Consider the following 23,676-nt stretch of genomic DNA (forward strand, 5'->3'; position numbering starts at 1 on the left):
TTCATCTGCCCCCTTGCCGCTGACGGGCATTTCCTCCAGGATGGGTTGTTTTCTCATCGGAACTACCGGAATTACCGGGACTACTAGCGGGACCATTGGGGCCATCGGGACCCGCCGCGCGAATGGGCCGCCTTGCCGGGCGGACGATTCGCCAACGTGCCACCGTCGCCGTTGCAGAAAGGTCACATTAGAACAGATCCTCTCTGATATACCACATACAGAATATTGCTTTTTGTCGCGACGCAGCATATGATTCAGTCATTCGATGACTCAATCTTGCGGAGCTTCAAATGGATCTCGTCTCTCTTGCACTCTTTGCGACGGCAGTTGTGGCCTTGGGTGCCGCCGCTACGGTTATGATCGCGAAATGGCTGCCGCAATCGGCCATCGAGCAGGCCGCACAGCACGGCCGCTTCGTCGGTCTGGGCGAGGCGCCGCGCGCGCAGCCCGCACGTTCGGTCCGCCCGCTGGTTCGTCCGCAGGTCGGTAAAGAGGCAATGAATGTCGTCAGAACACACTGAAGCAGTCGCCACCCGGGACGCCGCGCCGCTCACGCTGGCGCTGCAGCCCATCAACGCCACGCTAAGCCTGCGCGATCAGGCTTATGCGATGCTGCGCCAGGCTATCGCCGACGCCGATATCTATCAGACGCGCGAGGAAATCCGCCTCGACGAACGCGTGCTGAGCGAAACGCTCGGCGTCAGCCGCACGCCCGTGCGCGAAGCCATGACGCTGCTCGAACAGGAAGGCTTCCTGCGTATGGTGCCGCGTCGCGGCATCTATATCGTGCGCAAGAGCAAGCGCGAGATCGTCGAGATGATCCAGATGTGGGCCGCGCTCGAGAGCATGGCCGCGCGCCTCGCCACGCTGCACGCCACCGACGAGGAAATCGCGAAGCTGCGCCATATGTTCGACAGCTTCCGCGACAGCACGCCCGCCGAGCACATTGCGGAATATTCGGACGCCAACATCGCCTTCCACCAGGCGATCGTCGAGCTTTCGAAGTCGCAGATCATCCTCGATACGATCAAGAACATCTTCGTGCATGTGCGCGCGATCCGTCGCATGACCATCTCGCAGAGCGATCGCGCGTCGCGCTCGATCGTCGATCATCTGCGCATCATCGAAGCGCTGGAGCAGCGCGATACCGAACTGGCGGAACGGCTCACGCGCCAGCATTCGCTGGATCTCGCCGCTTACGTCGAAAAGCATTGCGACTTTCTCGATTGAGCGCGTGACAGAGCGCGTTATGCGCTGACGGGACACAAAGACGGGAGACCAGCGGGTCTCCCGTTTTCATTTGCACGCAGCGCGCTCACGCGCTCTGTGCTCGGAGCGGATGAGACGGCGCTGGCGGAAACTTTATGCGCATCAAGGCCGGCGGCGGGCGGTGCGAGCCGCCCGAACGCGCTTGCCCAATCGGCAAACTCCAAGCGCAGTAAGCGTTCCACGCACTCGGACGCCTCTCCATTTTCCACACGCGATCTGAAATATTTGCCCGCGTTCGCTCGGGGTTTTCCCGTTCGTGCGCTGCAGCAAACGCGCGCCGATTCCCTCAACGCCTTATTCCACAAGCTTTTCCGCCCACTTTTCGACGCGCTGTGCCGGATAAATCCCCCCTTGCTTCGTTGTGATATATCACATACCGTATTGTTCAAGGACGCAGCTCGCATCGCAATCAGCCAGCGATGAACGCAACATCCGGCGACCGCCCCGGCGCCTTTGCAACCTGACGATTTCGAACTCTCGCCCGGCCACGATTAAACAAGGAGACATGACATGGGCAAGGCACTGGATGGTGTGCGCATTCTCGACTTCACGCATGTGCAGTCGGGCCCGACCTGCACGCAACTGCTCGCCTGGTTTGGCGCCGACGTGATCAAGATCGAGCGCGCTGGCGCCGGCGACATCACGCGTGAACAGTTGCGCGATATCCCCGACGCGGACAGCCTCTATTTCACGATGCTGAACAGCAACAAGCGCTCGCTCACGCTCGACACGAAGAACCCGGAAGGCAAGCGCGTGCTCGAACGGCTGATTCGCGAATGCGACGTGCTCGTCGAGAACTTCGCGCCCGGCGCGCTCGATCGCATGGGCTTTAGCTGGGAGCATATTCAGTCGCTCAATCCGCGCATGATTCTCGCGTCGGTGAAGGGCTTCGGCGCGGGGCCGTACGAGGACTGCAAGGTCTACGAGAACGTGGCGCAGTGCGTCGGCGGCGCGGCCTCGACCACGGGCTTCGACGATGGTCCGCCGGTCGTGTCCGGCGCGCAGATCGGCGATAGCGGTACGGGTCTGCATCTCGCGCTCGGCATCGTCACGGCGCTGTTTCAGCGCACGCACAGCGGACGCGGCCAGAAGGTGCTCGCCGCGATGCAGGACGGCGTGCTCAACCTCTGCCGCGTGAAGCTGCGCGATCAGCAGCGCCTCGATCGCACCGGTGTGATGAAGGAGTATCCGCAATATCCGAACGCCGGTTTCGGCGATGCGGTGCCGCGCGCGGGCAACGCGTCGGGCGGCGGTCAGCCGGGCTGGATTCTGAAGTGCAAGGGCTGGGAAACCGATCCGAACGCGTACATCTATTTCATCGCGCAGGCGCCGGTGTGGGACCGCATCTGCAAGCTGATCGGCCGCGAGGAATGGATCGACGATCCGCGCTACGCCACGCCGAATGCGCGCCTGCCGCATCTGAAGGAGATCTTCGCGGAGATCGAGCACTGGACCATGCATCGCAGCAAGTTCGAAGCGATGGCCGCGCTCAATCGCCACGACATTCCGTGCGGCCCGATTCTCTCGATGAAGGAAATCGCCGCCGACGAATCGCTGCGCGCGAGCGGCACGATCGTCGAGGTCGAGCATCCGGTGCGCGGGACCTATCTCACGGTCGGCAATCCGATCAAGCTCTCGGACAGCCCGACGAACGTGACGCGTTCGCCGCTGCTCGGCGAGCACACCGATGAAGTGCTCGCGGAATTCGGCTACAGCGAAACCGAGATCCACTCGCTGCGCGCGGCAGGCGCGCTCTGAGCGGCCAAGCGTGCACATGCACACATGACACGATGGAGCAAAGCATGGATACATGGATGCGCTTGATGGCCAACGACGGCAGTATCGTGTTTGGCCGCGTCGAAAGCGGTTATCTGCACGAATACGAAGGACTCGATCAACCGGTGCCCACGGGCGCGGTGCTGTCGTTGCGTGCGCTCACGCCGCTCGCGCCTTGCGCGCCAGGCAAGGTCGTCGCACTGTGGAATAACTTTCACGCGCTTGCGTTGAAGCTGGAAAAGCCGGTGCCCGAGCATCCGCTTTTCCTGATCAAGCCGGCGAGTTCGGTGATCGGTTCGGGCGATGCGATTCGCCGTCCTGCTCATTATGCGGGCAAGATCGTGTTCGAAGGCGAACTGGGCATCGTGATCGGCAAGCGTTGTCGCGATGCGAGTCTCGAAGAAGCCGAGGCGTCGATCTTCGGTTACACGATCGTGAACGACGTCACCGCTGCGGGCCTGCTCGCCGAGAATCCGCACTTCCCGCAATGGTGTCGCGCGAAGGGTTTCGATACGTTCTGTTGTTTGGGGCCGGCGATCGTGTCGGGTTTCGACTGGCGCAGCGCGCGCGTGGTGACGCGGCTAGACGGCGTGGAGCGGCAGAATTATCCGCTCGACGACATGGTGTTTTCGCCCGCGCAGCAAGTGAGCCTGATTTCGCAGGATCTCACGCTCGAACCGGGCGACGTGATTGCGTGCGGCACGTCGCTGGGCGTGGGCTCGATCGGTGAGGGCGCAACGGTCGAGGTGACGATCGAAGGGATTGGCGCGCTCGTCAACGCGCTGGGCGTGCCCGTGCGCGATCGGGCCGATGCGGCGCAATCCGCAAGCGAACGCGAGAAACCCGCTGTGGTGTGGTAATAGCGACGACGCGTGCGGCCACGCCGCCGACGCGCGAGGAGGAGACATGCCGGAGCAACTGGCGGGCGAGATGGCGTGGCTGGGCGGCGGCGTGCTGTTCGCCTGGCTCGTCTGTGCACTGGCGCAACTGGCCGCGCTCGCGCCCGCATGGGCGCGGCGCGAGCCTGCGCGCGCGAAGCCGCGATGCCGTCGTGCGCAAGACGAAGTCAGCAAACCTGCGCGTCACGCGGCCTTCGCTATTGCGTTCGCGCTGCTGTTGACGATTCCGCCCGGTGTGCTGGCGGCATCGCTCATGCATGGCGCGGCGGCGGTGGCTGTCGTCGAGGCGGGCGTGATGGCGGGACTGTGGCTCGGCGCGCGCCACGATTTGACGAAGCGCGCGCGCGTGGCCGGCGTGGCGGGATGCTTGCTCGGCGCGAGCGCGATGGTCGCGGCGTTCGCGAGTTGTCTGCAGTGGCCCGCGCAAAACGTTGTCGAACGCGTCACGCTCTATGCGGGCGCGACGTTCGGCGCGCTGCTGTTCGGCGCAGCCGCGTGTGCCTGGTCGCTGAGCGCTCGGGGTAAAGCGATCAGGCGTTGGCGTGCGCGTGCGCCGGCTCGAAACAGCGACGTGATTCTGCACGCCGCGGCGATCGTGCTCTGTGCGGCGCTCGGCTATGGCTTCGCGATTGAGCGGATTGGCGCGTCGGCGGAATTCGGCGCGTCGGTGCTCGTGGGCGCGTGCGTGTTATGCGCCGCGCTGGGCGTGCGTCTGATGGGCGGCGCGCGACGGCGCTCACCGCACGCGCGTCAACACGCGCTGTTCGCGCCACCCGCTCCACCTACACATTACGCGCGGTTCGCAGGCGTCCCCGACGAATGGCTCGTCGCCGCCTTCGACAGCAACGCGAGCGATGCCGCGTATTTCGATACGTGGAGCGCCGACTATGCAACGCCGCCCGAATGGGCGCGCGCCGCGCAGCACGCTTCGCAGCATATGCCGCGTCGGCGGCGTAGTCGTCATCGCGCGCTCAGGCAACGCCAGGGGCCGCATTGATTCAAGCGAGTTGAAGGTGGCGTGCATTCATCGCCATTCTGCTCATTCACGCCTTCGATCACGCGAATCATTCAGCGCAATCAATAGATTCGCGCCGATCTATCTATCCTTACTTATGGAAAGTCGATTCGGAGACGCGTGTAATGTTTTCGATAAGTTGCGCGCCTTCTTCCATCAGGAAGCGTTTGAAGGCCAGCGCGACGGGCGGCAGACGCTTGTTCTTGCGATGCACCACATACCAGTTGAGCATGACCGGAAAGCCCTCCACGTCGAGCACGACGAGGTGGCCGACCTGCAATTCGAGGCTGATCGTATGCGCCGATAGAAACGCGATCCCCATGCCGGCGATCACGGCCTGCTTGATGGTTTCCGTGCTCTGGATTTCCATCGCGATCTTGAGGTTGGTGATCTTGCCCGCGAAGCCTTCTTCCATCGAATTCCATGTATCCGAGCCGCGCTCGCGCACGATGAAGGCCTCGTTGGCGAGCGTGCTGAGCTTGATGCTGCGCTTGTGCGCGAGCGGGTGCGAGGGCGCGGCGACGATCACATAGGGATGCGGCGCGAAGGGCTCGTTGATGGCGTCGGTGGTATGCGGCGGACGCACCATGACCGCGAGATCGGTCTGATTGCTCGAGAGCTGATGCAGCAATTGCTCGCGGTTGTGCACCGAGAGATTGAGCGTGACGCCTTTGTAGCGGCGCGTGAATTCGGCGAGCAGACGCGGAAAGAAGTAGTCGCCCGCGCTGATCACGGCCACGTTGAGCTTGCCGCCGGAGACGCCCTTCAACTGACTCATCGCCTCGTCGACTTCATGGAACTGCTGAATGATCGCGCGGCTGTAGTGCAGCATCTCGGTGCCCGCGGGCGTGAGATAGATCTTCTTGCCGAGCTGCTCGAAGAGCGGCAGACCCGCGTGCTCTTCGAGCTGGCGGACCTGCGTGGAAACGGCCGGCTGCGTGAGATGCAGCTCTTCCGCGGCGCGCGAAAAACTGAGGTGGCGTGCGACGGTTTCGAACACCTTGAGCTGGCGCAGCGTGGCATTTCTCATGGTCATGGCCGATCCATAAAGGATGGTGAATCAACATAATAACAAACTTTAATTGTGACTAATCGAACAATCACCCTAGCATGAGTTGAAAGGAGTCCGAATGCCAATGGAACGGTGTGCGGGTTAACGCGTAAAAACGCGAAAAAGTGCCTTTTAAAGCGGGAAAACCCGTAGTCGGTGGCTTCTGCATCGGCGTATTCAGGCAATTCATGGAATTGTCGAATGAAAGGGAATTCACGAATTTCCATTCGATTTTTCGTGTGCTGTTTCGAATGGAATTCAGAAAGTAAGCAGGGAAGAATTAAAACGATAAGTAAATATCTATGCAGGCCGGCGAAAGTACCGGCATCCATGAATGGATAGCGGAGACAAGCGAGATGAATGCAATCAGTCAGAGGAGCGAGGGCGGTCCGTTCTGGACGAACCGCTGGTTTCAACTGGTGGTGGGCATGCTATGCATGGCACTCGTCGCCAATCTGCAGTACGCGTGGACGTTGTTCGTCGCGCCAATGAATGCGCGTCACCACTGGGGGGAAGCGTCCATTCAGCTGGCGTTCTCCATTTTCATCCTGACTGAAACCTGGCTCGTGCCGATCGAAGGCTGGCTGGTCGACAAGTTCGGCCCGCGTCCGGTCGTGATGGTCGGCGCGGTCTGCGCGGGCCTCGCCTGGGTGCTCAACTCGTACGCGAGCACGCTGCCGATGCTGTATGTCTCCTCGGTGATCGCGGGCATCGGCGCGGGCGGCGTGTACGGCACCTGCGTCGGCAACGCGCTCAAGCTGTTCCCGGATCGCCGCGGTCTCGCGGCGGGCCTGACGGCGGCGGGCTTCGGCGCGGGCGCGGCGGTGACGGTGATTCCGATCGCCAACATGATCACGCGCTCGGGCTACGAGCACACGTTCTTCTTCTTCGGCATCCTGCAGGGCGTATCGATTCTGCTGCTCGCGCTCGTGCTCGTGAAGCCCGTGACGCGCGCCGGCGCCGCGGCGGGCCGACGTCTCGTCACGCGTGTCGACTACACGCCGGGGCAGATGGTCCGGCAGCCGGTGTTCTGGCTCATCTACGTCTCGTTCGTGGCGGTGGCGGCGGGCGGCCTGATGGCCACGGCGCAGATCGGACCGATCGCGAAGGACTGGGGCCTCGCGCGCATTCCGATGACCGTGTTCGGCGCGACGCTGCCGCTGCTCACGCTCACGCTGTCGATCGATAACATCTGCAACGGCTTCACGCGTCCGTTGTGCGGCTTCATCTCCGACAAGATCGGCCGCGAAAACACAATGTTCATCATCTTCACGGGCGAAGGGCTCGCGCTGCTCGGCATGATGCAGTACGGCACGAACCCGTATGCGTTCATGACGTTCGCCGCGCTCATCTTCCTGTTCTGGGGCGAGATCTTCTCGATCTTCCCGGCGATCTGCGCCGACACCTTCGGCAGCAAGTACGCCGCGGCCAATGCGGGCACGCTCTACACCGCGAAGGGCACGGCCGCACTGCTGGTGCCGGTGGCCTCGGTGCTCTCGGCGACGGGCGGCTGGAGCGCGGTATTCATCGCCTCGGCGGTCATCACGATCGCGGCCGGTGTGAGCGCCAAGTTCATCCTCGCGCCGATGCGCCATCGTCTGATCGAGCAGAGCGACGAGCACTCCGCCACGCTCGCGACGAATCCCGCCGGGCTGCAAAGCTGGCCCAACCGCAGCGGCGAATGACGAACGGGCGGCACGATGTCGATGAACGTATCGCTTCAGCAACTCAAGGTGTTCGTCGCCGTGGCGCGCGCGCGCAGCTTCACGCGCGCCGCGCGCGAATTCGGGCTCACGCAGTCGGCGGTCAGCCGCTGCGTGCGCGAGCTCGAAGAAGCGGTCGATCTCAAGCTGTTCGATCGCACCACGCGTCAGGTTGAACTCACGGTCGCCGGCAGCGGGTTCGAGCGGCGCATCGGGCGTCTGCTCGACGAGATCGACATGGCGCTTTCCGAAGGCCGCGACGCGCATCAGGCCCATAGCGGCGTGGTGCTCGTCGCGAGCAATCCCGTGCTTTCCTCGGGCTGGGTGCCCGCCGCGATGGCGCGCTGCGCCGCGGCCTTTCCCGCGCTCACGCTGCAATTGCAGGACCTGCCGCAAGCTGCCGTGTTGCAGGCCGTCGAGCAGGGCGAGGCCGACTTCGGCGTGATCGCCGAATGCGTGCCGTTCGCAAGCGGCAATCTCGACGTGCAGCCGCTCAGCGCGACGCCGTTGTGCGCCGTGCTGCCCGCGCAGCATCCGCTCGCCTTGCAGGGCGCGTTGCGCTGGGACGATCTCGCGCGCGAGCCGCTCGTCACGCTCAATCGCGATGCGGGCTGCCGCGCGGCCGTTATGCGCGCGCTCGAAGGTTTGCGTCCCGAGGGCCGTCCGTTGCAGGAGTTCGCGCATGTGGCGGGCGTGGCGCGCATGGCGCAGCTCGGCATGGGGATCGGCGTGCTGCCGGTGTGCGGCGATGATGGCCGCGATGGACGCGTAACGGGCGATGCCGCGGGACTTTCATCGAGCGCCGCGTGTCACTGGCCCGCGCCGCCGGGACCGCTCGTCACGCGCGTGCTGCATCCGGTCGTGCAGGTGAGCACGATGCTCGTGCGGCGGCGCAATCGTTCGCTGCGTCCGTGCGCGCAGGCCGCGTGGTCGCAGTTCGTGAGCGATGGCCGTACGACGGCATCGGATGTCGTGTCGAATTCAAGCGACGCGCTGGCCGACAATCGCGCCGCTCGCGCGCGCAGCAACGACGCCAGCGAATCCCGGCGGGGTGCCGCGCTGTTCGAAAGCGCATTGCGCGCCTCGCGCGAGCAGGCGCGCGTGGAGTGATCCTCGCTGGCGCTGTCTGCGTCGCTGTCTGAGTTTCGCACCTTCGCACACTTTCCCGCATCGGCAACAAAAAACGGACCGCATCTTCATGCGGTCCGTTCGTTTTAGCGCTTGAAACAGGGTGTTTTCTACGCCGCCAGCTTCGCCATGCGTTCGCGCTGCTTGATGAGTGCGAGCACGGTGTCGATGGCGGGCGTGGGCTCGCCCACGAGCAGGCCCATCTCCTGCACGACGGTCAGCAGCGGATCGATTTCCAGCGGCCGCCCCTGTTCGAGATCGACGAGCATCGAGGTCTTGTGCGCGCCCACCGCGCCCGCGCCGTTGATCCGCCGCTCCAGATCCACGCGGAAGTGCACGCCGAATTGCTCCGCGATGCGCTGGCCTTCGAGCATCATCGTGCGCGCGACGGCGCGCGTGGCCGGATCCTGCGTGATGACGTCGAGCGTCGCGTGCGTGAGCGCGCTGATCGGATTGAAGCAGAGATTGCCCCACAGCTTGAGCCAGATTTCGTCGCGGATATCGTCGCGGATCGGCGCGTCGAAGCCGGCCGCCGTCATCGCTTCATGCAACTGGACGATGCGCGGCGTGCGCTCGCCCGACGGTTCGCCGATCGGAAACTTCTTGCCGTACACATGGCGGATCAGACCCGGCTCGTCGATTTCGGCGGCCGGATAGAGCACGCAGCCGATGGCGCGCTCGGGCCCGAGGCGTGTCCATTGCGAGCCGTCCGGATCGATGCTTTCGAGCCGCGTGCCTTCGAACTTGCCGCCGTGACGATAGAAGTACCAGTACGGAATGCCGTTGGTGCCCGTGACGATGGCCGTGTGCTTGCCGAGCAGCGGCTGCATCGAGTCGATTACGCCCGCCACCGAATGCGCCTTGAGCGTGACGATCACCACGTCCTGCACGCCGAGTTCGCGCGGATCGCTCGTGCAGCGCACTTTGGCGACGTACTCCTCGCCGTCCATCAAGAGGCGCGCGCCGCGCTCGCGCATGGCGGCCAGGTGCGGGCCGCGCGCGACGAAGCTCACGTCGGCGCCCGCGCGTGCGAGCTGCACGCCCATCATGCCGCCGATCGCCCCCGCACCGAAGATGCAGATCTTCATATCGATTCCCCAATGACGTTGAAAACCGCGTGTCCGCTCGATGGCCGCAAGCGTCGTGTGCCGTGCGTTCAATACGCATGCACGCCCGCGCGAGGGACGATGATTCGAGCATAGGGGCTGCCGTCGATTAACGACAGTTAAAGTTTCTCGCCAAAATCATCAGCGAAACGTTATGGATGACGGGTGCGAAAAGCGCCTTGCCGGACGCGTTTTCAGCCGCGCCGGACCAGCAGAAAACTCACGCCGATCGCACCGAGAAACGCGCCGCATGCGCGGTTGAACCAGCGGCGCACGACGCTGCGCGTGAGCCAGCGCGCGAGGTACATGCCGGCGAGCGAGTAAAGCGCGATGGCCACGGTTTCGAGCACGAGAAAGCTCGCGCCCAGCACGCCGAACTGCGCGAGCATCGGCTTCGTCACGTCGACGAATTGCGGCAGAAAGGCCGTGAAAACCAGAATCGCCTTCGGGTTGCCCGCCGCCACAAGACACTCGCGCCAGGCGAGCCGCGCGAGCGTGGCGTCGCTGTCGAGCTTCATGCCGATGGGCGCGTCGTCGCTGCGCCAGAGTTGCACGGCGAGCCACACGAGATAGGCCGCGCCCGCGAGCTTGATCGCGAAGAATACGGCTTCGGAGGCGCGCAGCACGACCGCGAGGCCGGTGGCCGCGAGCGCGATCATCGCCGCGAAGGCCAGCAGCCGGCCGAGGCCGCCCACGAACGCGCGCGCGAAGCCGTGGCGCGCGGCCACGTTGATCGACAGCAGGTTGTTCGGCCCTGGCGCCATGTTCAGCGCGAAGCAGGCGGGCAGGAAAAAGAGCCAGGCGGAGAAGGACATGATCGTGCTCGATGAGGACTCGCGCGAACGCGCATCCGCCGATTCTAACGCGACGCCGCGCGCCGTCTCGTACGCGCAAAAATCACGCGAATTTCACGCGGCGATCACGCGAAAAACGGCAACGCGAGAAACAGCTTGATGACGATGGCGTTGGCGATATCGATGAAGAACGCGGCTACCATCGGCACGACGAGGAAGGCCAGATGCGAGTGGCCGAAGCGCGCGGTCACGGCCTGCATGTTGGCGATGGCGGTGGGCGTCGCGCCGAGGCCGAAGCCGCAATGCCCGGCGGAGAGCACGACGGCGTCGTAGTTGCGGCCCATCACGGGGAAAGTCACGAACAACGCGTAGAGCACCATCATCACGGTCTGCGCGACGAGGATCGAAAACACCGGCAACGCGAGCGCAGCGAGATCCCCGAGGCGCAGCGTCATGAGCGCCATCGCGAGAAAGAGCGCGAGGCTCACGTTGCCGATCAGCGCGACCGCGTGTTCGGCGACGGGGCGGCCCATGAACGCGAGCGCGTTGGCGAGCAGCACCGCGATGAACAGCGTGCAGACGAAACCCGGCAATTCGAACGGCGTGCCTGCGATCCATCCGGCGATCACGTCGCCCGCGGCGAGGCTGATGGCGATCAACGTCAGCGTTTCGATGAAGACGGCGGGCGTGGTCGCCTGTTCGGCTTTGGGTTCCTCGAAGGCGTAGGGCGCGTCGGCGGGGGCGTCGGCATCGGCCGTGTTGTCCGTGTGGCCGATGCGTTTGAGCAGGTGCTGCGCGACCGGGCCGCCGAGTATGCCGCCCATCACGAGGCCGAACGTCGCGCACGCGATGGCCGCTTCGGTCGCCGACTGCAGGCCGTGATGCTCGGTGAAGACCTTGCCCCACGCGGCGCCCGTGCCGTGTCCGCCCGCGAGCGAGACGGAGCCGCCGAGCAGCCCGAACAACGGATCGACACGCATCGCGAGCGCGAGTCCGATGCCCACGACGTTCTGCAACACCAGCAGGCCGATCACCACGGCGAGAAAGCGCACCAGCATCGGGCCGCCGGATTTCAGGCTCGCGAGATTGGCGTTCAGTCCGATGGTCGCGAAGAACGCGAGCATCAGCGGCGCTTGCAGCGAGGCGTCGAAGCGTACGTCCACGTGCACGAACGTATGCAATCCGAACAACACGAGCGCGACGACGAGGCCGCCCGCGACGGGCTCGGGAATCGTCCATTTGCGCAGCAGCGGCAGCGCGGCCAGCAGCCGGTTGCCGAGCAGCAGGACGAGCGACGCGGCGACGAGCGTTCCATAGACACCGATATTCATGCGGGCCTCGTGATGCAACGATGGCGTGGCGCGTCGGCGCGCAGGCCGCGCCGTCCCCGAAAGCTCAATGCGCACGGTACACGAGCGTCGCGCGCGTTGCGCGCACGTTGCGCAGCGCCCTGGCGCGATGCGGACGGGCGGCCGCGGCAACCGTGCCGCGCTTGCGCAAAAGGGGGCCGCACGCTTAAATATGGCTGGCGCGGCGCGCCTTTGCGGACACGCCGATGCGGCGCGCATCACGGGTCGTCACTCTCATCCGGAACGGGAGCCGTTCATGAATGGAAAGACCGTTGCAGAACGCGAAGCGGCCGGGCGCGCCGCGCGCGAGCGGGCGAAGCGTTCGAGCCACAAGCAGACCGGCGAGCTGCATCGCGATCCGCTCAAGCTGCTGGAAGCGAGCAGCGAGGGCCGCGTGCCGAACCTCGTGCCGCTGCGTTATGGTCGCATGATCGTGTCGCCCTTCACGTTCTTTCGCGGCAGCGCGATCCTCCAGGCGCACGATCTCGCCCAGGTGCCGAACACCGGCATGGTCATGCAGATCTGCGGCGACGGCCATCTGCTCAACTTCGGCGGCTTCGCCACGCCCGAGCGACAACTCGTGTTCGATCTCAACGACTTCGACGAAGTCGCGCCCGGTCCGTGGGAATGGGACCTCAAGCGCCTCGTCGCGAGCTTCGTGGTGGCGGCGCGGCACATGCGCTACTCGCGCGGCGTGGCCGAGGATCTCGTGATGACGGTGGTGAACACCTATCGCGACCGCATGCGCCAGTACGCCGACTACGGCGCACTCGAACTCTGGTACGACAAGATCACGTTCGACCGCATGGTGGAGACGGCGCTCACGCCCGAGGGCCGCCGTCTGATCCGGCGCGGCATGGAGAAGGCGGCCGGGCGCACGCACGAAAGCATGCTCGAAAAGCTCGCGCATCGCGACGACGCGTCGGGCCACTGGATCGTGCGCGACGCGCCGCCCGCGCTTTTTCACGTGCACGGCCCGAACTCGCTCTACGAAGCCGAGGACAACTGGCTCACCTTCGACGACTGGCGCACACTCATCACGCCCACTTACGAAGCCTATCTGAAGACGCTCGCGCCCGACCGCCGCGAACTGCTCGAACACTTCGCGTTGCAGGATCTCGTCTTCAAAGTCGTGGGCGTGGGCAGCGTGGGCACGCGCTGCCTCGTGATCCTGCTCGTCGATCATCACGGCAAGCCGCTGTTCCTTCAGGTCAAGGAGGCGCGCCGCTCAGTGATCTCGCAGTTTTTCAAGTCGCCGCCGTTCAAGCACGAAGCCGCGCGCGTCGTGCAGGGGCAGCGCCTGCTGCAGGCCGCGAGCGATATCTTTCTCGGCTGGTCGACGGGGCCGTCGGGGCGGCACTTCTACTTCCGCCAGTTGCGCGACATGAAGCTTTCCGTCGATCTCGAACTGCTCGACAGCACGCTGCTCGCGGGCTACGGACGCCTGTGCGGCTGGGCGATGGCGCGCGCGCATGCGAAGTCGGGCAACGCGGCGATCGAGATCGCTTCGTATATCGGACGCAGCGATCAGTTCGCCGAAGCGCTCGTGGGTTATGGCTTCGCCTACGCCGATCAGGTCGAGAAGGATTACGACCTGTTTGTGAAGGCTGCGCGCAGCGGCAAGATCCGCGCGCGCAGCGACGAGGACATGGCCGCCGATTTCCGCGTGTGAGGGTGCGTCGATCGGTGCGGAACGCGGAGTACGCCGGGCGCTCGACTGGCACGTCGTCGGCGCTCGCATTCGCGTGTGCGCGCTGATCCACGCTGATCCGCACGCGCGAACGCGCTATCCTTGCGCTTTTGTTCAGCCGCACGCGGACCGTGCGGCCCGCGCCTCATGCGTCTACGCCACATCGAAGTCTTCCACGCGATCATGCGCACGGGCTCGCTGTCGAAAGCCGCCGAGCTGCTGTGCGTGTCGCAGCCCGCCGTGAGCAAGGTGCTCGCGCATGCCGAGCGCAGCGCGGGCCTCAAGCTGTTCGCGCGCGCGCACGGCCGGCTCCAGCCGACACGCGAAGCCGAACTGCTGTTCGCCGAAACCCAGAAGCTGCAAACGAGCCTCGACAGCATCCGCGACCTCGCGCGCAATCTCGCGCTGCAACCGCAGGGGCTGCTGCGCATCGGCTGTCTGCCGAGTCTGGGTTTGAGCCTGATTCCGCAGGCCGTGCAGGCGTTTCGCGCCAGCTATCCGGAAGTCTCGCTGCAGATCCAGACGCGCCACACCAACGAGCTGTTCAACGCGCTGCTCACGCGCGAACTCGACGTGGGCGTGGCGATCAATCCGCCCGCGCGGCCCGGCATCGCCTCGCTCGAACTCGGGCGCACGGCCGTGGTCTGCGTCGCGCCGCCCGACGAACCCACGCCCGCCGATGCACCGCTCGCGCTGCAGGACGTCGTCGCGAGCGACTGGATCAGCATCGGCAATGTCGATCCGCTGGGCGAGACCATCGGGCATCTGCTCGAAACGCAGGGCGTCGAAGGGCGGCTCGCGGTGGTTGAGGCGCAGACCTGGTATGTGGCGCGTTCGCTCGCGGCGCGCGGCGTGGGGCGCGTGTTGCTCGACGAAATCACCGCGAAGAGTGCGGGCGAACCGGTCGCGATCCGTCGCGTGGAACCGGCATTGAGCGTGGGCGTGTTCGCGCTGTGGCGCGACGGCGGCATGGATTCGCAGGCGGGCAACGCGTTCGTCGACGTGTTGCGCGCGGGTTTCGCGCAGGCTTGAAGGTCAACAACATCGAAGCAAACGAGGCGGGAACGATGACAGAGTCAACGCAGGAAATCACCCAGGACCGTGGACAAAACACCGCTCGCAAGGTGGCGATCGTGACGGGCGCGGGCAGCGGCATCGGCCGCGCGTGCGCGCGCAAGCTGCTCGCGAACGGCTACGCGGTCGTGCTCACGGGCCGCCGCGCCGAGCCGCTCGACGCGCTCGCCGCCGACGCGCGCGCGGCGGGCCAGGAAGCGCTGGCCGTGCCGTGCGACGTCAGCGACGCGGCCGCGGTCGAAGCGCTGTTCGACACGGTGCGCCAACGTTATGGCCGCCTCGATCTGCTGTTCAACAACGCGGGACGTAACGCGAAGGCGGTCGATATCGACGAGTTGTCGGTGGAAGACTGGCGCGCCGTGGTCGATACGAATCTGACCGGCGTGTTCCTCTGCACGCGCGCGGCGTTCGCCTTGATGAAGCGGCAGAACCCGCAAGGCGGCCGCATCATCAACAACGGTTCGATTTCGGCCCACGCGCCGCGTCCGTTCAGCATTGCGTACACGGCGACCAAGCACGCCATCACCGGGCTGACGAAGTCGGTGTCGCTCGACGGACGGCGCTACGACATCGCCTGTGGGCAGATCGACATCGGCAATGCGGGCACCGAGATGGCCGAGCGCATGGCGCGCGGCGTGCCGCAGGCCAATGGCGAGATCGCCGTGGAGCCGCTGATGGATGTGGAACTCGTCGCCGATGCGGTGCTGCACATGGCGCAGTTGCCGCTGGCCGCGAACGTCCAGTTCATGACGATCATGGCCACGAAGATGCCGTTCGTTGGGCGAGGATGAGTGCGCGTAGCGATGCGTAGACCGATTTAGCCGTTGGCGGGCAAGGCGTGCGGCCGGTGGGGCGCCCGCACGCGCAAACGCGCGCTCCCGTATACTGGACGCCGAATCATTACGACGTTCGCCCCATGTCTTTGCCTTTGCATCCCGAGGACGACCCGCGCCCGGAACCGCCCGAGCGGCCCAACGACGGCGACTGCTGCCAGAGCGGCTGCAGTCCCTGCATCTTCGATCTCTACGCCGAAGAGGTGCAGCGCTGGCGCGAAGCGCTCGCGGCGTGGGAAGCGCGCCACGCGGCAGAGGCCGTCGAGGCCGAACCGCCGCGCTGAGCGGCGCGCCCCACACTACGCCGAGCCGTCATGTCCGAATCCCTCGATCTTCCCGCCGCCGCCTCTGTCGTCACCTCTGCCGTCAAGCCCGCTGATGCACTCACGGCGCTCGATGCGCTCGATGCGCTCCAGGCGTTCGCCGAGCGCCACCCGCGCCTGTTCGTGCTGACCGGCGCGGGTATCAGCACGGATTCGGGCATCCCCGGTTATCGCGACGAAAACGGCGCGTGGAAGCGTTCGCCGCCCATCACGCTGCAGGAGTTTCTCGGCTCGGACAGCGCGCGCCGCCGCTACTGGGCGCGCAGCATGCTGGGCTGGCCGACCGTCGGGCTCGCGCAGCCCAACGGCGCGCATCGCGCGCTCGCGCGGCTCGAAACGGCGCGGCGCGTCGGCACGCTCGTCACGCAGAACGTCGACGGCCTGCATCAGCGCGCGGGCAGTCATGGCGTGATCGAGCTGCACGGCAGCATCGGCCACGTGCATTGCCTCGCCTGCGGCGCGCAGTACTCGCGCGCCTCGATCCAGCCGCAACTGGAGGCGCGCAATCCGGCGCTCGCGGGCGCGTTCGCGGAACCGGCCGCCGACGGCGACGCCCATCTCGACTTCGACGGCGAACACGCCTTCGACATTCCCGCATGCGACGCTTGCGGCGGCATGCTCAAGCCGTCGGTGGTGTTTTTCGGCGAGAACGTGCCGCGCGAGCGCGTGGCGGCGGCGTCGGCGGCGCTCGACGAGGCCGACGCGGTGCTCGTGGTCGGTTCGTCGCTGATGGTGTATTCGGGCTATCGCTTCTGCGCGTGGGCGCAGCAGCGCGGCAAGCCCGTGGCCGCCATCAACCTCGGCAAGACGCGCGCCGACCCGCTGCTCGCGCTGAAAGTCGAAGCGCCGTGCGCCGCGACGCTCGACGCGCTCGCCGCGCGGCTCGGCGCCTGAATCGCGCCGTTTTTCATCGCCGATCACGGGTGCTTATTGGCGTTCATCGGCGTTCATTGGCATTCTTGCGCCGCAAGCCGCCAGGAAATCGAGAGGACCCCGACCGATGCTGACCACGACCGACGAACTCGAAGCGCACTACGGCACGCCGCACGAGCGCGCGCTGCGCAAGGAAATCGACCACGTGAACGCGGATTACCGCCGCTTCATCGAGCTGTCGCCGTTCGTCGTGCTCGCGACGGGCGGCCCGGACGGCCTCGACTGCTCGCCGCGCGGCGACGCGCCGGGCTTCGTGCGCGTGCTCGACGAGCGCACGCTCGCGCTGCCCGACCGGCCCGGCAATAATCGCGTCGACAGTCTGCGCAACGTGGTGGCCGCGCCGCAGGTCGGCCTGCTGTTCATGGTGCCGGGCGTGGGCGAGATGCTGCGCGTGAACGGCCGCGCGCGCGTGAGCGTTGATGCCGGGCTGCTCGACCATTTCGCCGTCGACGGCAAGCCGCCGCGCTCGGTGTTGCTGATCGACATCGAGAGCGCCTATTTCCACTGCGCGAAGGCGATCGCGCGCTCGCATCTCTGGGACGCGTCGCGCCACGTCGAGCGTTCGCAGTTGCCGAGCGCGGGCGACATGTTGCGCCGCGTGAACGACGAGCAATACGGCGAGTCATTCGACGTCGAGCGTTACGAGGCCGATCTCGCCGAGCGCATGAAGAAAACGCTTTATTGAGCGCTTGCGGTGTCGTCTCCACTTTCGTCTGCATGTTCGCCCGCGTATTCGCCTGCATGTTCGTCCGCAATCAGCGCCACTCTTTTTTCCCGCTTCAGATGACCGATTCCGTTTCAAGCTCCGCTTCCACGCCGCGCCCCGAGCGCCTGCACGCGCCCGCCGCCGAGCGCAACGCCGCGCCGATCCTCGACGTGCTGCGCAGCGCCTTGCCCGCGCGCGGCACCGTGCTTGAAATCGCGAGCGGCACCGGCCAGCATGCGGTGCATTTCGCGTCGGCGCTGCCCGGCGTCGACTGGCAGCCGAGCGACGCCGATCCGCGCGCCCGCGCTTCGGTGTCCGCGTGGCGCGCACACACCGGGCTCGCCAATCTGCGCGAGCCGCTCGATCTCGACGTGCGCCGCGAACCCTGGCCGATCGGCGAGGTCGATGCCATCGTCTGCATCAACATGATTCATATCGCGCCGTGGGAGGCCGCTGTTGCGTTGCTGAAAGGCGCGGGCGCGCGGCTTGCGGTCGGCGGCGCGCTGGTGCTGTACGGTCCGTACCGGCGCGGCGGCGCGCATACGGCGCCGAGCAACGCGGCCTTCGACGCCGATCTGCGCGCGCGCGACCCGTCCTGGGGCGTGCGCGACATGGAGGCCGTCGAGGCGCTCGCGGCCGCCGAAAGGCTCGTCTGCGAGGCCGTGGTGGCGATGCCGGCGAACAATTTCAGCCTCGTTTTCCGCAGGCAGGCGGCGGCGGGCCGCGAGTAGGCGATAATCGCGGCCCTCGGGCGGGATGCCGTGCGCGCCATCGCGCAGCGCACGGGCGTTTCCCTTATGCTTGCACGATCGACGCGCTGCGCGATGCCGCGCGTGCGTCACCCCAATTGATTGAAGTGGAGAGTCAACATGAGCAAACAGGCAATCGGCGTGGTGGGTCTGGCCGTGATGGGACGCAATCTTGCGCTCAACATCGAAAGCCGCGGCCATGCGGTGTCGGTGTTCAACCGCAGCCGCGAGAAAACCGATGAGCTGATCGCTGAATTCCCCGAGCGCAAACTCGTGCCGGCCTACACGCTCGAAGAGTTCGTGGCGTCGCTCGAAAAGCCGCGCCGCATTCTGCTGATGGTCAAGGCAGGCGAACCGACCGACGCCACCATCGCCGCACTCAAGCCGCTGCTGGAGAAGGGCGACATCCTGATCGACGGCGGCAACACACATTTCACCGACACGATCCGCCGCAACCAGGAACTCGCGAAGGCGGGCCTGCATTTCATCGGCACGGGCGTGTCGGGCGGCGAGGAAGGCGCGCTCAAGGGCCCGTCGATCATGCCGGGCGGCCAGCGCGACGCTTACGATCTGGTTGCACCGATCCTCACCGAAATCGCGGCGAAGGCGCCGGCGGACGGCGAGCCGTGCGTGGCCTACATGGGTCCGGACGGCGCGGGCCACTACGTGAAGATGGTCCATAACGGCATCGAATACGGCGACATGCAGTTGATCGCCGAAAGCTACGCCGTGCTCAAGCAGGTGCTCGGCCTCTCGAACGAGGAACTGGGCGAGGTCTACACGGAGTGGAACGCGGGCGAGCTGGACAGCTACCTGATCGAAATCACCTCGAAGATCTTCCAGAAGAAGGACGACGAAACCGGCCAGTATCTCGTCGACGTGATCCTCGATCGCGCGGCGCAAAAGGGCACCGGCAAGTGGACGAGCCAGAACGCGCTCGACCTCGGCGCGCCGCTGCCGCTGATCACGGAAGCCGTGTTCGCGCGCGTGCTCTCGTCGCTGAAGACGCAGCGCGTGGCGGCGAGCAAGGTGCTCGCGGGCCCGGACGCGAAGCCGTTCGCGGGCGACCGCAAGGCGTTCATCGAGTCGGTGCGCCGTGCGCTGTATTTCTCGAAGGTGATCTCGTACGCGCAGGGTTTCGCGCAGCTGCGCGCCGCTTCGGACGAGTACAAGTGGGATCTGCAATACGGCACGATCGCCAAGATCTTCCGTGCGGGCTGCATTATCCGCGCGCGCTTCCTGCAGAAGATCACCGACGCCTACGCGAAGAACGCGCAGCTCGACAATCTGCTGCTCGATCCCTATTTCAGCGATATCGCCGCCAACTATCAGGCCGCGTTGCGCGACGTGGTGGTCGAAGCGGTGAAGGTCGGCGTGCCGGTGCCGGCGTTCTCGTCGGCGGTCGCGTACTTCGACGCGTATCGCTCGGAGCGCGTGCCCGCGAATCTGGTGCAGGCGCAGCGCGACTTCTTCGGCGCGCACACGTTCGAGCGCATCGACAAGCCGGGCAGCTTCCACGCCGACTGGTCCTGATCGCCCGCTGCGTGCGCCTGTCAGCGGGCGTTGCGTCGGCGGACTGAGGGGCTATCGGCCCGATAGTTTTTGCGGGCTTTTGTCTGAATAAAAGGGGAGCCTTCCGGGTTCCCCTTTTTTGTTAACGATTTTGCAACGGTGTTTTTTGTTATTAGGGTTTTCCCTAGATCAAAGAAAGGCCTAGACTTTCATCAAGCGCTGAGGAAAACAGAGCCCAAAGCGCAAAAAAACAGATGGAGGTTAGATCATGCACAAGCTTATTCCCGCCGTTGTCGTTGCAGCAGCACTGGCCATCCCGGCGATCTCGTTCGCCCAGTCGAGCCAGCAAGGTCTGACCCGCGCACAGGTCCGCGCGGAGCTCGTCGAACTCGAGCAGGCCGGTTACAACCCGTCCGCCGATCATGTGAATTACCCCGAAAACATCCAGGCCGCTCAGGCCCGCGTGAACCAGGAAAAGCTGGCGAACGGTGAAACCAGCGGTTACGGCGCGCCGGCAGTCGGTACGTCGCAGTCGGGCGCCCCGGTGCAGCCCGCGCATGTCGCCCCGTCGCAAGCCGTGTATTTCGGCCACTAAGTTCGGGTGTGAAGTATCGGTGAGATCGCCCGGTGCGGTCTCACTATCCAGGCAGTGAAGCCAGGCAGTGAAGCAGTCGAAGTTGTTGTGAGTTGCGAGCAGAGAGCAGTTGTTGTTTGTTGTGGATGTAGAAGTTGCAGGTGCAGGACCTCAGTACGTAGTTGCAGTATGTAGTTGCAGCAGGCAATAGAAGTAGCAGTGCGTAGTTGCAGGTCGATGTAAGCAGCAAGAGGTTGCAGTTTGCAGTGAGCAGTTGCTGTAGAAGTTGCAGGTCGAAGTAAGCACACAGAGGTGCAGTACGCAGTAGAGGTTGCAGCAGGCAGTTGAAGTTGCAGTGCGCAGTAGAGGTTGCAGCAGGCAGTTGAAGTAGCCGTACGCAGTAGAGGTTGCAGCAGGCAGTTGAAGTAGCCGTACGCAGTAGAGGTTGCAGTACGCAGTCGAAGTCGAAGTAAGCAGTAGAGGTCGCTTTAAGCAGTAGAAGCACGCAGTAAGCAGTAGATGTTGAAGTCCGTAGTCAGCAAAGAGGTTGAAGTTGGCAGTTGCAGTGCGTAGTGAGCAGTAGCAGGAGTCGCTGTATGCAGCAGAAGTCCGCAGCAAGCAGTAGAAGTGAAAGTGCAGTACGCAGTAGCAGCAGTCCAGCGCGGCCCGGTCGAGAACCGGCCCGCGCTTTTCTTTTTGGCGCTCGCGTTGAGTGGCGCGTTTCGTGGCGCGTCAGATTGCGCGCGACGTGAAAAGCCCGGCGGCGTCGCGCCGCCTCAGCGTCCGTGCAGATGCGGCACGCCTTCGCTGCTCGTCACGCTCAACTGGTGGATCGTGCGGTGCGCCTTGTTCAGTTGCGCCTGCGCGGCGATGCGTTGCGCCTCCATCTGCGCCACGTCCTTGCGCACCTGATGCTGGCGCGCGCTCACGCGGTGCTCCTGCTCGGCGTGCCGTTGCAGATCCACGCGCAGCCGTTCGGCCTGCGCTTCCGAATCCTCGATTTGCCTCGCCAGCAGCACGTTTTGCGCGCTGAGCTGGGCGATGCGCGTTTCGCCATCGGCGAGGCGCGTCGCTTGCTCCTGCAGATGATGAAACACCGCGCCGGCCGAATCGATGTCAGCGGCCCGGAACGCATGCCAGAGCGCGCCATCCTGATGCAGCGCCACGAAATAGCCGAGCGTCTCGCCATGAAAGAGCAGCGTCACCGTGTAATCGAAGCTGCGAAACGAGCGGAACGTGGTCATCGCGTGGGTCGCGACGAGCGCTTCGAACGACGCGCCATCGGCGATCTGCACCGGGCGGCCGCTCAGATGCGCGGGCATTGCGGGCACCGCGTGCAGCGTCGAAACCGGACGCGGCGCGCCGCCCGAGTGGATCGGCATGCGGGCGGTCGTTGCGGCGTCGGCGTGGTAATCGAGCGTGTCGGCGCCGTCGTGGTCGTTGCTATGGTCGTTGCTCTGTTGATGAGCGGTTTCGGCTTCGTGATGCGGGCCGGGTTCGCCGGCGGGGCGATGCGTGTCAACGCTCCCGGCGGGGTGGGCGAGGTCGGCGGAAGAACTGTCGCGCGCGACCGCGACGAGATGCGACGGGCCGCCCGGTTCTGCGGCACGACGGCGGTTCAGGAATGATTTCACGGCGTTTCCCCCAGAAGATCACGCCGCTCGTCCACGGCGCGCGCGGGGCGGCCAAGGCGGCATGTCGGCAAGACGGGACAGGCGCGCGCCGGCGGGCGCGGTCCGCTCCGGGCGGTCCTGCGGCGCCTCAGTGCAGGAGGCGCGAGCGGCGTGCGATGTCGTCGAAGAGTGCACGGCCGGGTTCGAGCGCGAACAGCCAGGTTTCGTCGTAGCCGCTCAGGGTTTCGAGCGCGTCGCGCAGACGCTCGATCACCACGGCCGGAATCTGCACGGTCGGTTCGGCGTCCCCGGAAAGACCGGCGACGCTGGCGTGCTGGACCAGTTCGTCGGCGGCTTCGGCGACGTCGGCGGCAAAAACGAGATGGTTGTTGAGCAGTTCGACCAGCCCCGGAGACGCCGCGACGTCTTCGACATTGAGCTGGACGGACAGGAAAGTGGCTTTGTTCATGCTCGAAATCCTCACGGGACGTGGGGCCGCGGCGAGAGGCGCATCGTCTCTTTCGTCTGATTATCTGATGAGCAGCTTGAGGCAGTATAGGCGAGGGGGCGAACAGTGGAGTCGTGTTTGTCCTTGCAAACTGTAGGGTAGTTCTGACAAGCGTCGTATGCTGGTTGAAAACCGGGGCGCGTGCGCCTTGAAAGGGGTCACGCGTCCGGAAAGATATAATGGGGGCCGTTCGCCATAATCAGCGGAGGGTCTCGCGGGCGAACGCCGGCGGCCCCACGCGCATCCAGATATACGTATCCCCGACGTACGTAGCGAGGAACAAGCGAGGTATAGCAAGATGAATCGACAACGGCGAAACCCGGGCGCGTACGCGGCACTGGCCGCGCTCACGCTCGTCTGCAGCGCCTGTACGCTCACCCCGTGGGAGGGCCAGCCGAGTTCGGCGCCCACCGCATCGACCACGGGCGTCCCGGCCGGTTATTACCGCGTCAATCCTGGCGATACGCTCACGCGCATCGCCGCCGCCTACGGCCAGCGGCCGCAGGACCTCGCGAGCTGGAACCAGTTGCCGCCGAATGCGCAGGTGCTGCCCGGCCAGGTGTTGCGCGTCGCGCCGCCCGCGAGCTATGCGGGCGCCGTGCCCCAGCAGCCCGCGTTCGGCGCGCCCAGCTCCGCGCCGGCCGCCGCCGGCGTGGCCGTGCCCGCGCCCGTCGCGCCCCAGCTCACGCTCGCGTGGCCTGCGCGCGGTCCGATCCTGCAGCGCTTCGTGCCGGGCAAGTCCACCGGCATCGTGATCGGCGGCCAGCCGGGCGCACAGGTCCGCGCCGCCGCGGCCGGGCGCGTGGTCTACGCCGGCACGGGCATCGAGGCCTATGGCCCGCTCGTCATCATCAAGCACAACGATCAGACCGTCACGGCCTACGGCCATAACGGCAAACTGCTCGTGAAGGAAGACGACGCCGTCTCGCAAGGCCAGCCGATCGCCGAAATGGGCGTCGACAACAACGGCGTCGCGGGCGTGCAGTTCGAAGTGCGCAGCGACGGCAAGCCCGTCGACCCGTTGCCGCTGCTTTCGCGCTAGGCGCGTCTTCTCCCCGTCGAACGGATGCG

At 65.5% G+C, this 23,676-nt stretch carries 24 protein-coding genes; 17 read left to right on the top strand and 7 right to left on the bottom strand.

All coding sequences use genetic code 11. From position 1 onward, the window contains the following. Window positions 1–290 precede the first annotated feature (290 nt). The 5 genes from BMY06_RS01635 to BMY06_RS01655 all read left to right on the top strand — a co-directional run bounded on the left by BMY06_RS01635 (window position 291) and on the right by BMY06_RS01655 (window position 4,941). Window positions 291–521, top strand: coding sequence for a hypothetical protein (locus tag BMY06_RS01635; RefSeq protein ID WP_065057598.1), 231 nt, complete (start codon window positions 291–293; stop codon window positions 519–521). Then, window positions 502–1,230, top strand: a complete 729-nt coding sequence (locus BMY06_RS01640) for a GntR family transcriptional regulator (RefSeq protein WP_065057599.1) — start codon at window positions 502–504, stop codon at window positions 1,228–1,230. The genes BMY06_RS01635 and BMY06_RS01640 overlap by 20 nt, the downstream gene beginning before the upstream one ends. Before the next feature lie 549 nt (window positions 1,231–1,779). Next, window positions 1,780–3,027: a formyl-CoA transferase gene (frc, locus tag BMY06_RS01645; RefSeq protein ID WP_065057600.1), complete on the top strand. Its 1,248-nt coding sequence runs from the start codon at window positions 1,780–1,782 to the stop codon at window positions 3,025–3,027. 44 nt (window positions 3,028–3,071) lie between these two features. Beyond that, window positions 3,072–3,905, top strand: coding sequence for a fumarylacetoacetate hydrolase family protein (locus BMY06_RS01650; RefSeq protein ID WP_074981233.1), 834 nt, complete (start codon window positions 3,072–3,074; stop codon window positions 3,903–3,905). 46 nt (window positions 3,906–3,951) lie between these two features. Beyond that, the gene (locus BMY06_RS01655; RefSeq protein WP_074981235.1) at window positions 3,952–4,941 is read left to right on the top strand and encodes a hypothetical protein; all 990 of its coding nucleotides are present in this window, start codon (window positions 3,952–3,954) and stop codon (window positions 4,939–4,941) included. A gap of 109 nt (window positions 4,942–5,050) precedes the next feature. Here the strand turns inward: BMY06_RS01655 and BMY06_RS01660 are convergent, their stop codons facing one another. Beyond that, window positions 5,051–5,995 (bottom strand): LysR family transcriptional regulator, encoded by a 945-nt coding sequence (locus BMY06_RS01660; protein ID WP_065057602.1) that lies wholly within the window; start codon window positions 5,993–5,995, stop codon window positions 5,051–5,053. Next, a complete protein-coding gene (locus BMY06_RS38355; RefSeq protein WP_124263087.1) occupies window positions 5,992–6,342 on the bottom strand; it encodes a hypothetical protein in 351 nt (116 codons plus the stop codon). Before BMY06_RS38355 ends, BMY06_RS01660 begins: the two co-directional genes overlap by 4 nt. 24 nt (window positions 6,343–6,366) lie before the next feature. On the opposite strand from BMY06_RS38355, the gene oxlT reads away from it, so the two are divergent. Beyond that, window positions 6,367–7,695 carry an oxalate/formate MFS antiporter gene (oxlT, locus tag BMY06_RS01665; RefSeq protein WP_065057603.1) on the top strand — a complete coding sequence of 443 codons (1,329 nt, stop codon included), beginning with the start codon at window positions 6,367–6,369 and terminating at the stop codon, window positions 7,693–7,695. 21 nt (window positions 7,696–7,716) lie between these two features. Then, window positions 7,717–8,823 (top strand): LysR family transcriptional regulator, encoded by a 1,107-nt coding sequence (locus tag BMY06_RS01670; protein WP_065057720.1) that lies wholly within the window; start codon window positions 7,717–7,719, stop codon window positions 8,821–8,823. Between the two features lie 128 nt (window positions 8,824–8,951). Here BMY06_RS01670 and BMY06_RS01675 read toward each other — a convergent pair whose 3' ends face one another. The 3 genes from BMY06_RS01675 to gltS all read right to left on the bottom strand — a co-directional run bounded on the left by BMY06_RS01675 (window position 8,952) and on the right by gltS (window position 12,072). After that, window positions 8,952–9,929, bottom strand: a complete 978-nt coding sequence (locus BMY06_RS01675; RefSeq protein WP_065057604.1) for a 2-dehydropantoate 2-reductase — start codon at window positions 9,927–9,929, stop codon at window positions 8,952–8,954. Window positions 9,930–10,141: 212 nt separating this feature from the next. Then, the gene (locus tag BMY06_RS01680; protein ID WP_065057605.1) at window positions 10,142–10,762 is read right to left on the bottom strand and encodes a LysE family translocator; all 621 of its coding nucleotides are present in this window, start codon (window positions 10,760–10,762) and stop codon (window positions 10,142–10,144) included. Window positions 10,763–10,866: 104 nt separating this feature from the next. Beyond that, complete coding sequence (gene gltS, locus BMY06_RS01685; protein WP_074981237.1) at window positions 10,867–12,072, bottom strand: sodium/glutamate symporter; 1,206 nt, start codon at window positions 12,070–12,072, stop codon at window positions 10,867–10,869. A gap of 274 nt (window positions 12,073–12,346) precedes the next feature. Between gltS and BMY06_RS01690 the strand changes: the two genes are divergently transcribed. From BMY06_RS01690 to BMY06_RS01730, 9 genes are all read left to right on the top strand, one after another. Beyond that, on the top strand, window positions 12,347–13,762 hold the full coding sequence (locus tag BMY06_RS01690; RefSeq protein ID WP_074981239.1) for a DUF2252 domain-containing protein: 1,416 nt from the start codon (window positions 12,347–12,349) through the stop codon (window positions 13,760–13,762). A gap of 165 nt (window positions 13,763–13,927) precedes the next feature. After that, window positions 13,928–14,812 (top strand): LysR family transcriptional regulator, encoded by an 885-nt coding sequence (locus BMY06_RS01695; protein WP_065057608.1) that lies wholly within the window; start codon window positions 13,928–13,930, stop codon window positions 14,810–14,812. Between the two features lie 35 nt (window positions 14,813–14,847). Then, window positions 14,848–15,645 (top strand): SDR family oxidoreductase, encoded by a 798-nt coding sequence (locus tag BMY06_RS01700; RefSeq protein ID WP_065057721.1) that lies wholly within the window; start codon window positions 14,848–14,850, stop codon window positions 15,643–15,645. Window positions 15,646–15,770: 125 nt separating this feature from the next. After that, a complete protein-coding gene (locus BMY06_RS01705; protein ID WP_074981241.1) occupies window positions 15,771–15,971 on the top strand; it encodes an oxidoreductase-like domain-containing protein in 201 nt (66 codons plus the stop codon). Between the two features lie 30 nt (window positions 15,972–16,001). Further along, window positions 16,002–16,904: an NAD-dependent protein deacetylase gene (locus BMY06_RS01710; protein WP_074981243.1), complete on the top strand. Its 903-nt coding sequence runs from the start codon at window positions 16,002–16,004 to the stop codon at window positions 16,902–16,904. Between the two features lie 106 nt (window positions 16,905–17,010). Continuing rightward, on the top strand, window positions 17,011–17,628 hold the full coding sequence (locus BMY06_RS01715) for a pyridoxamine 5'-phosphate oxidase family protein (RefSeq protein ID WP_074981245.1): 618 nt from the start codon (window positions 17,011–17,013) through the stop codon (window positions 17,626–17,628). Window positions 17,629–17,726: 98 nt separating this feature from the next. Beyond that, entirely contained in the window at window positions 17,727–18,380 is a 654-nt protein-coding gene (locus BMY06_RS01720) for a DUF938 domain-containing protein (RefSeq protein ID WP_074981390.1), read from the top strand. 138 nt (window positions 18,381–18,518) lie between these two features. Then, window positions 18,519–19,931 (top strand): NADP-dependent phosphogluconate dehydrogenase, encoded by a 1,413-nt coding sequence (gndA, locus tag BMY06_RS01725; protein ID WP_065057612.1) that lies wholly within the window; start codon window positions 18,519–18,521, stop codon window positions 19,929–19,931. A 247-nt stretch (window positions 19,932–20,178) separates the two neighbouring features. Then, window positions 20,179–20,505: a DUF4148 domain-containing protein gene (locus BMY06_RS01730; protein ID WP_074981247.1), complete on the top strand. Its 327-nt coding sequence runs from the start codon at window positions 20,179–20,181 to the stop codon at window positions 20,503–20,505. A 755-nt stretch (window positions 20,506–21,260) separates the two neighbouring features. Here BMY06_RS01730 and BMY06_RS01735 read toward each other — a convergent pair. Continuing rightward, a complete protein-coding gene (locus BMY06_RS01735; protein ID WP_074981248.1) occupies window positions 21,261–22,118 on the bottom strand; it encodes a DUF2968 domain-containing protein in 858 nt (285 codons plus the stop codon). 127 nt (window positions 22,119–22,245) lie between these two features. After that, window positions 22,246–22,566: a hypothetical protein gene (locus BMY06_RS01740; RefSeq protein ID WP_065057615.1), complete on the bottom strand. Its 321-nt coding sequence runs from the start codon at window positions 22,564–22,566 to the stop codon at window positions 22,246–22,248. A 337-nt stretch (window positions 22,567–22,903) separates the two neighbouring features. Here BMY06_RS01740 and BMY06_RS01745 point away from each other — a divergent pair, with 337 nt between their 5' ends. Beyond that, a complete protein-coding gene (locus tag BMY06_RS01745; RefSeq protein WP_065057616.1) occupies window positions 22,904–23,647 on the top strand; it encodes a peptidoglycan DD-metalloendopeptidase family protein in 744 nt (247 codons plus the stop codon). Window positions 23,648–23,676 lie beyond the last annotated feature (29 nt).

This window comes from Paraburkholderia tropica, assembly GCF_900109265.1.
GTDB lineage: Bacteria > Pseudomonadota > Gammaproteobacteria > Burkholderiales > Burkholderiaceae > Paraburkholderia > Paraburkholderia tropica.

Coding starts and splice junctions, on each gene's coding strand:
- BMY06_RS01720 (WP_074981390.1), top strand. CDS start 17,727: ATGACCGATTCCGTTTCAAGCTCCGCTTCCACGCCGCGCCCCGAGCGC.
- BMY06_RS01715 (WP_074981245.1), top strand. CDS start 17,011: ATGCTGACCACGACCGACGAACTCGAAGCGCACTACGGCACGCCGCAC.
- BMY06_RS01705 (WP_074981241.1), top strand. CDS start 15,771: ATGTCTTTGCCTTTGCATCCCGAGGACGACCCGCGCCCGGAACCGCCC.
- BMY06_RS01650 (WP_074981233.1), top strand. CDS start 3,072: ATGGATACATGGATGCGCTTGATGGCCAACGACGGCAGTATCGTGTTT.
- frc (WP_065057600.1), top strand. CDS start 1,780: ATGGGCAAGGCACTGGATGGTGTGCGCATTCTCGACTTCACGCATGTG.
- BMY06_RS01690 (WP_074981239.1), top strand. CDS start 12,347: ATGAATGGAAAGACCGTTGCAGAACGCGAAGCGGCCGGGCGCGCCGCG.
- BMY06_RS01680 (WP_065057605.1), bottom strand. CDS start 10,762: ATGTCCTTCTCCGCCTGGCTCTTTTTCCTGCCCGCCTGCTTCGCGCTG.
- BMY06_RS01740 (WP_065057615.1), bottom strand. CDS start 22,566: ATGAACAAAGCCACTTTCCTGTCCGTCCAGCTCAATGTCGAAGACGTC.
- BMY06_RS01745 (WP_065057616.1), top strand. CDS start 22,904: ATGAATCGACAACGGCGAAACCCGGGCGCGTACGCGGCACTGGCCGCG.
- BMY06_RS01660 (WP_065057602.1), bottom strand. CDS start 5,995: ATGACCATGAGAAATGCCACGCTGCGCCAGCTCAAGGTGTTCGAAACC.
- BMY06_RS38355 (WP_124263087.1), bottom strand. CDS start 6,342: ATGGATGCCGGTACTTTCGCCGGCCTGCATAGATATTTACTTATCGTT.
- gndA (WP_065057612.1), top strand. CDS start 18,519: ATGAGCAAACAGGCAATCGGCGTGGTGGGTCTGGCCGTGATGGGACGC.
- BMY06_RS01730 (WP_074981247.1), top strand. CDS start 20,179: ATGCACAAGCTTATTCCCGCCGTTGTCGTTGCAGCAGCACTGGCCATC.
- BMY06_RS01700 (WP_065057721.1), top strand. CDS start 14,848: ATGACAGAGTCAACGCAGGAAATCACCCAGGACCGTGGACAAAACACC.
- BMY06_RS01695 (WP_065057608.1), top strand. CDS start 13,928: ATGCGTCTACGCCACATCGAAGTCTTCCACGCGATCATGCGCACGGGC.
- oxlT (WP_065057603.1), top strand. CDS start 6,367: ATGAATGCAATCAGTCAGAGGAGCGAGGGCGGTCCGTTCTGGACGAAC.
- BMY06_RS01670 (WP_065057720.1), top strand. CDS start 7,717: ATGAACGTATCGCTTCAGCAACTCAAGGTGTTCGTCGCCGTGGCGCGC.
- BMY06_RS01710 (WP_074981243.1), top strand. CDS start 16,002: ATGTCCGAATCCCTCGATCTTCCCGCCGCCGCCTCTGTCGTCACCTCT.
- BMY06_RS01640 (WP_065057599.1), top strand. CDS start 502: ATGTCGTCAGAACACACTGAAGCAGTCGCCACCCGGGACGCCGCGCCG.
- BMY06_RS01635 (WP_065057598.1), top strand. CDS start 291: ATGGATCTCGTCTCTCTTGCACTCTTTGCGACGGCAGTTGTGGCCTTG.
- BMY06_RS01655 (WP_074981235.1), top strand. CDS start 3,952: ATGCCGGAGCAACTGGCGGGCGAGATGGCGTGGCTGGGCGGCGGCGTG.
- gltS (WP_074981237.1), bottom strand. CDS start 12,072: ATGAATATCGGTGTCTATGGAACGCTCGTCGCCGCGTCGCTCGTCCTG.
- BMY06_RS01675 (WP_065057604.1), bottom strand. CDS start 9,929: ATGAAGATCTGCATCTTCGGTGCGGGGGCGATCGGCGGCATGATGGGC.